Raw genomic sequence first — 5,109 nt, 5'->3', positions numbered from 1 at the left:
TAACAATACCTTGTAATGCAAGTGTTATAATGAAGATAACATGGAATTAACTTGTAATGCAAGGTATATTAGATTAATGATATAATAATTCTGAAATTTATATATCAGGATAATTTTGCTATAATACATGAGTATGATTCACCTGTAGAGGAGTGCTAGAAAATGCGATCATTTAATGTCGATGAATTTATTGCCAGTGTTTTACAATGGATATTAAATACAGCTCTTATTATCCTGTCCATTGTTCTATCTATCTTTTTAATTAATGAAACAATCACATTTATACAGTACATATTTTCAACGAAAAAATATACATCGTATAAATTAGTTGAGAGCATTATTGTTTACTTCTTATACTTTGAATTTATTGCATTAATTATTAAGTATTTTAAATCAAATTATCATTTTCCATTACGGTATTTTATTTATATAGGAATCACAGCCCTCATTCGATTAATTATTGTTTCTCATGAAGAGCCATTTGAAACATTATTATATGCAGGGGCTATTCTCATTTTAGTGATTGCTTTATATATATCTAATATGAGGGATTTGAAGAAACATTAAATAAAAAAGTAGTGCAGACCAGTCTATTGGTTCGCACTACTTTTTTTGGTATTATGAATCCAAATATGAAAAGGGAGAAAATGCAATGGAAACATATAAAGAGATTGTAGCAGAACGCCGGATTTATACAGCTGCTAAAGATACACATTCCCATAGTTATGCCCAGCTCATTTTACCCCTTCAAGGAGAACTTGTTATCAAAGCTGGGGCACAAAATCTACTCATAGACCAACAAACATTATTTTTTGTTCCTCCCGAGTGTGATCATACTTTTCATTCTTCTGTGCGTAATGAATTTTTGGTTCTGGATATTCCTCATTTTATGATTCCTGCTGGGGAGTTACAAAATAGGGGGATTTCTTATCAATTTACGAATCAGTGGAAAGGGATTCGCTATCTAATCCTGAATGAAATAGAACAGGGAAGGCCTGCGCTTAAAGAGCTCTATCCGTATATTTCACATTGTTTACGCCAAGAGCAACAACCTAAGTCGATTCAATATATTCACGAACATTATCATGAGAATATAACGGTACAAAAACTTGCACAGCTTGAGCATTATAATCGTTCCTATTATTCAGATTGGTTTTTTAAAGAAACAGGAAAATCTCCATCAGCATATATACAAGAAGTGCGCTTAAATAAGGCGAAAGACTTATTACAAAATACCAATTTATCCATTTTGCACATTGCAATTCAAGTAGGATTAGAGCACCAATCTTCCTTAACACGTTTATTCCAAAAATATGAGGGAGTCACACCAAGTCAATATCGGAAAGGTAACTTTTCATTTGCACCGAATACATGACATATGGTTAAAAAGTACTGATTTTCGGTAAAAAAAATCTCATTGTATGTGTCTAAAATGTAAATATGGATATTGTAAAAACGGGAGGTAATACATGTGGCAAGCATTGAGGATTTTATGAAATTAGATATTCGTGTTGGAACTGTAATAGAAGCCGTACCATTTCCAGAAGCGCGGAAACCAGCTATAAAATTAAAAATTGATTTCGGTGAGATGGGTTTGAAACAATCTTCAGCTCAAATTACGCGAAGATATGAACCGGAACAGCTTATTGGTCGGCAAGTAATTGCAGTTGTGAATTTTCCCCCAAGACGTATTGCAGGTTTTAAATCTGAGGTATTAGTAGTAGGCGGTGTACCAGAAGAAGGGGATGTTGTGCTGTTAAAGCCGGATGATCCTGTTGCAAATGGAACGCCAATCGCATAAGAGTGTAAAAAATCGAATAGAAGTATGTAGCTTTTGATTACAGTATTTGGTTATTTCTTGACCTTTTGCACAAACATATGCTAAAATCCCCTTTAAGAATAAGGAAGGTGCTTGAAATGCTTTATATAAAATTTGTAAAACTCATTAGAAAACTTTGCTCCGCACAAATGTATACGGTGAAGCGTTGTACGGAGCTTAATCAAGGGGTATAAATTCCCTATATTCATCGGCTGAATAACTTTTCTAAAAAAAGTATAGTTTATCTATGCTTATTTCGTTATGGTTTTTCAGCTGGTGTATAAAATAGATTAAGGGGCCATAGACAATGCTTTGTCTATGGCCCTTTGTGTATATTATTCCGATGAGTCTTTACTATAAATTGGAGTAGTATAGGAAAAACCACGAAGCAGAGGGCTAGTGTCGAATGACGCTATCTCTCTGCTTTTTTTAATTTCAGGAAAAGAGGAATAAAAATGAGTTTACTTAAAGTGGAAAGTTTATCACATAGTTTTATAGATAAAGTATTATACGAAAATGCTTCTTTTGATTTGCATAAAGGGGAGCATATGGGAATTGTTGGACAGAATGGTGCAGGAAAAAGCACATTAATGAAAATATTGGTGGGGGAAATTATTCCTGATAAGGGAGACATAAAGTGGCAACCTAATATTCAAATTGGACATCTTGATCAATACGCAGAAATTGATGAGGGTTATACCATTTCACAATATTTAAAGAGAGCCTTTTATGATTTGTATGAAATGGAAAAGAGAATGAACAAGTTATATGAAGAAAGTGCGATGACTGGAGATGAAAATCAACTATTGAAAGCGGCAGAAATTCAAGGACTGCTCGAGGCCCGTGATTTTTATTCAGTAGATAGTATTACGAATAAGGTGGCAGCCGGTTTAGGTATTGATGTGATTGGGATGGATCGTGTGATTGGTGAATTAAGCGGAGGGCAGCGTGCAAAGGTAATTTTAGCGAAGCTCTTATTAGAAGAGCCTAATATTTTATTGCTAGATGAACCGACGAATTTTCTCGATAAGGAGCATGTGGAGTGGCTTGCTAATTATTTAATGAATTTTGAAGGAGCGTTTATTGTCGTATCACATGATTTTGATTTTCTGGAAAAGGTAACTTCTTGCATATGTGATGTAGAGTTCGGAACAGTTAAGAAGTATTACGGCAAATACTCAGATTTTGTAAGACAAAAGGAGCATTTGCGAAAAGATTATATTCGCCAATATTATGCACAGCAAAAGAAAATTGAAAAAACGGAAGAGTATATTCGTAGAAATATTGCTGGGGTGAATTCAAAAATAGCGCAAGGTCGTAGAAAACAATTACAGCGTATGGAAAGAATTGCGCCACCAAGTTTTACTCATAAACCGTCTATTCATTTTCAGGAACTTCCCATTTCAGTTCAGACAGTTCTTGAAGTAAATAATCTTGAAGTTGGTTACGACTTCGCTCTCTTACCAAAGTTGAATTTTTCAGTAATGGGTGGGCAAAAACTTGTCATTACAGGTTTCAATGGAGTAGGGAAATCTACTTTATTAAAAACAATCGTTGGAAATATTGCTAGTATTTCTGGAGAGTTTCACTTTTCAGAGCAAATAAAGATTGGATATTATGAGCAAGATTTAAATTGGAGCAATGATTCTTTAACGCCGCTTCAAATTATTTCAGAACAGTTTCCTAAACTGAATATGAAGGAAATACGCCATCATTTAGCTGCGTGTGGAGTGAAGGATACGCACGTTTCGCAAGAAATTCGTACGTTAAGTGGTGGTGAACAATCGAAGGTGAAACTGTGTGGATTATTACTATCACCTTGTAACTTCTTAATTTTAGATGAGCCGACAAATCATTTGGATGCAGAAGCGAAGGAAGCTTTGCAAAAGGCGTTAATTAAGTTTAAGGGCAGCATTATACTCGTATCTCACGAAGCAAGTTTTTATCTTGATTGGGCAGATAGCATCTTTCATATAGAGACGGGATTAGTTAAGGGGGTGTGAAACATATGAGTGAAAACAATTGGAAAACGAAAATTATATTATTTTTGACCGCTCAAACTATTTCGTTGTTCGGTTCCTCTCTCGTGCAATACGCGATTATATGGTATATCACCCTTACAACATCATCAGGAGTGATGTTGACTATTTCAACTGTTTGCGGTTTTCTACCACAAATTGCGATATCTTTGTTTGCAGGTGTTTGGATTGATCGTTATGACCGTAAAAAGATGATTATGTTATCGGATGGAATTATAGCGATTGCGACGTTAGTCTTAGCAATTTTATTTTTAACAGGATATAAAAGTATTTGGTTACTTTTTATTGTATTACTCATTCGTTCAGCTGGAACAGGAGTACAAACGCCAGCTGTGAATGCATTAATTCCGCAAATCGTTCCGAAAGAGTATCTTATGAAAGTAAATGGAATAAATAGCAGTATTACATCTTTAATTATGTTTCTTTCTCCAGCAGCAAGTGCTGCGATTCTTTCTATTGCCAGCATTGAAACAACATTTTTTATTGATGTTATTACAGCTATGATTGGAATTAGTATTATGTTTGTCATTCATGTGGAAGGACATGTGAATGTAGAAAGTAAGCAAAAATCTAATCTACAAGGAATTAAAGAAGGGTTCACTTATTTAAAAGAAAATGTATTTATTAAAAGGCTAATCGTTTTATTGATTATCGTCATGATTTTAATAAGTCCAGCTGCTTTTTTAACACCTTTAATGGTAACTCGTTCTTTCGGGGCCGAAATGTGGAGACTTACTGCTAGTGAGATGACCTTTAGTGCGGGTGCGGCAGCTGGTGGCGTATTGATTGCAGCGTGGGGTGGTTTTCGTAATCGTATGCATACAACAGCGCTAGCTTGTGCATTATATGGACTGCTTATGATTGGACTCGGAATAGCACCGATATTTATTATGTATTTAGTCTTTAATTTTTTAATTGGTATAACAATGCCGTGCTTCAATACACCAGTTACTGTGTTATTGCAGGAGAAAGTAGAACCATCAATGCACGGACGGATGTTTAGCCTTGTACAAATTGCGAATTCATGCGCGCTTCCTTTAGGAATGATAATATTTGGTCCGTTGTCGGATATGTTTAGTGTAGAGATTTTGTTAATTTATGCTGGGATATTCGTGCTATTTTGCGCAATGTATATTGTATTAAGCAAGAGGTTTGAAGTGTAAATATTTATAATTTAGAAGGTTTGCGAAGTGATTTAAGATGCTTTGCAAACCTTTTTGTTGTTTGTTTAGTCAATAATTATTTATTGTT

Annotated in this window: 5 protein-coding genes; all 5 read left to right on the top strand. The window is 34.6% G+C overall.

The window, feature by feature from the left end; genetic code table 11:
- Positions 1-162 precede the first annotated feature (162 nt).
- The 5 genes from psiE to ABWK52_RS21105 all read left to right on the top strand — a co-directional run bounded on the left by psiE (position 163) and on the right by ABWK52_RS21105 (position 5,021).
- A complete protein-coding gene (gene psiE, locus ABWK52_RS21125; RefSeq protein ID WP_098508592.1) occupies positions 163-567 on the top strand; it encodes a phosphate-starvation-inducible protein PsiE in 405 nt (134 codons plus the stop codon).
- Between the two features lie 85 nt (positions 568-652).
- Positions 653-1,375 (top strand): AraC family transcriptional regulator, encoded by a 723-nt coding sequence (locus ABWK52_RS21120; RefSeq protein ID WP_098508590.1) that lies wholly within the window; start codon positions 653-655, stop codon positions 1,373-1,375.
- A 96-nt stretch (positions 1,376-1,471) separates the two neighbouring features.
- On the top strand, positions 1,472-1,801 hold the full coding sequence (gene csaA, locus ABWK52_RS21115; protein ID WP_098508589.1) for a chaperone CsaA: 330 nt from the start codon (positions 1,472-1,474) through the stop codon (positions 1,799-1,801).
- Between the two features lie 473 nt (positions 1,802-2,274).
- Complete coding sequence (locus ABWK52_RS21110) at positions 2,275-3,822, top strand: ABC-F family ATP-binding cassette domain-containing protein (RefSeq protein ID WP_098341084.1); 1,548 nt, start codon at positions 2,275-2,277, stop codon at positions 3,820-3,822.
- Between the two features lie 5 nt (positions 3,823-3,827).
- Positions 3,828-5,021: an MFS transporter gene (locus tag ABWK52_RS21105; protein ID WP_001293750.1), complete on the top strand. Its 1,194-nt coding sequence runs from the start codon at positions 3,828-3,830 to the stop codon at positions 5,019-5,021.
- Positions 5,022-5,109 lie beyond the last annotated feature (88 nt).

It is taken from the genome of Bacillus sp. AP50, assembly GCF_040492675.1.
GTDB lineage: Bacteria > Bacillota > Bacilli > Bacillales > Bacillaceae_G > Bacillus_A > Bacillus_A cereus.
The sequence above is the reverse complement of the archived record's forward strand: the minus strand, read 5'-3'. Positions and strand labels throughout refer to the sequence as shown.

What these genes read in the sequence shown, in the direction of transcription:
- ABWK52_RS21105 (WP_001293750.1), top strand. Translation starts at nt 3,828, where the DNA reads ATGAGTGAAAACAATTGGAAAACGAAAATTATATTATTTTTGACCGCT.
- ABWK52_RS21120 (WP_098508590.1), top strand. Translation starts at nt 653, where the DNA reads ATGGAAACATATAAAGAGATTGTAGCAGAACGCCGGATTTATACAGCT.
- psiE (WP_098508592.1), top strand. Translation starts at nt 163, where the DNA reads ATGCGATCATTTAATGTCGATGAATTTATTGCCAGTGTTTTACAATGG.
- ABWK52_RS21110 (WP_098341084.1), top strand. Translation starts at nt 2,275, where the DNA reads ATGAGTTTACTTAAAGTGGAAAGTTTATCACATAGTTTTATAGATAAA.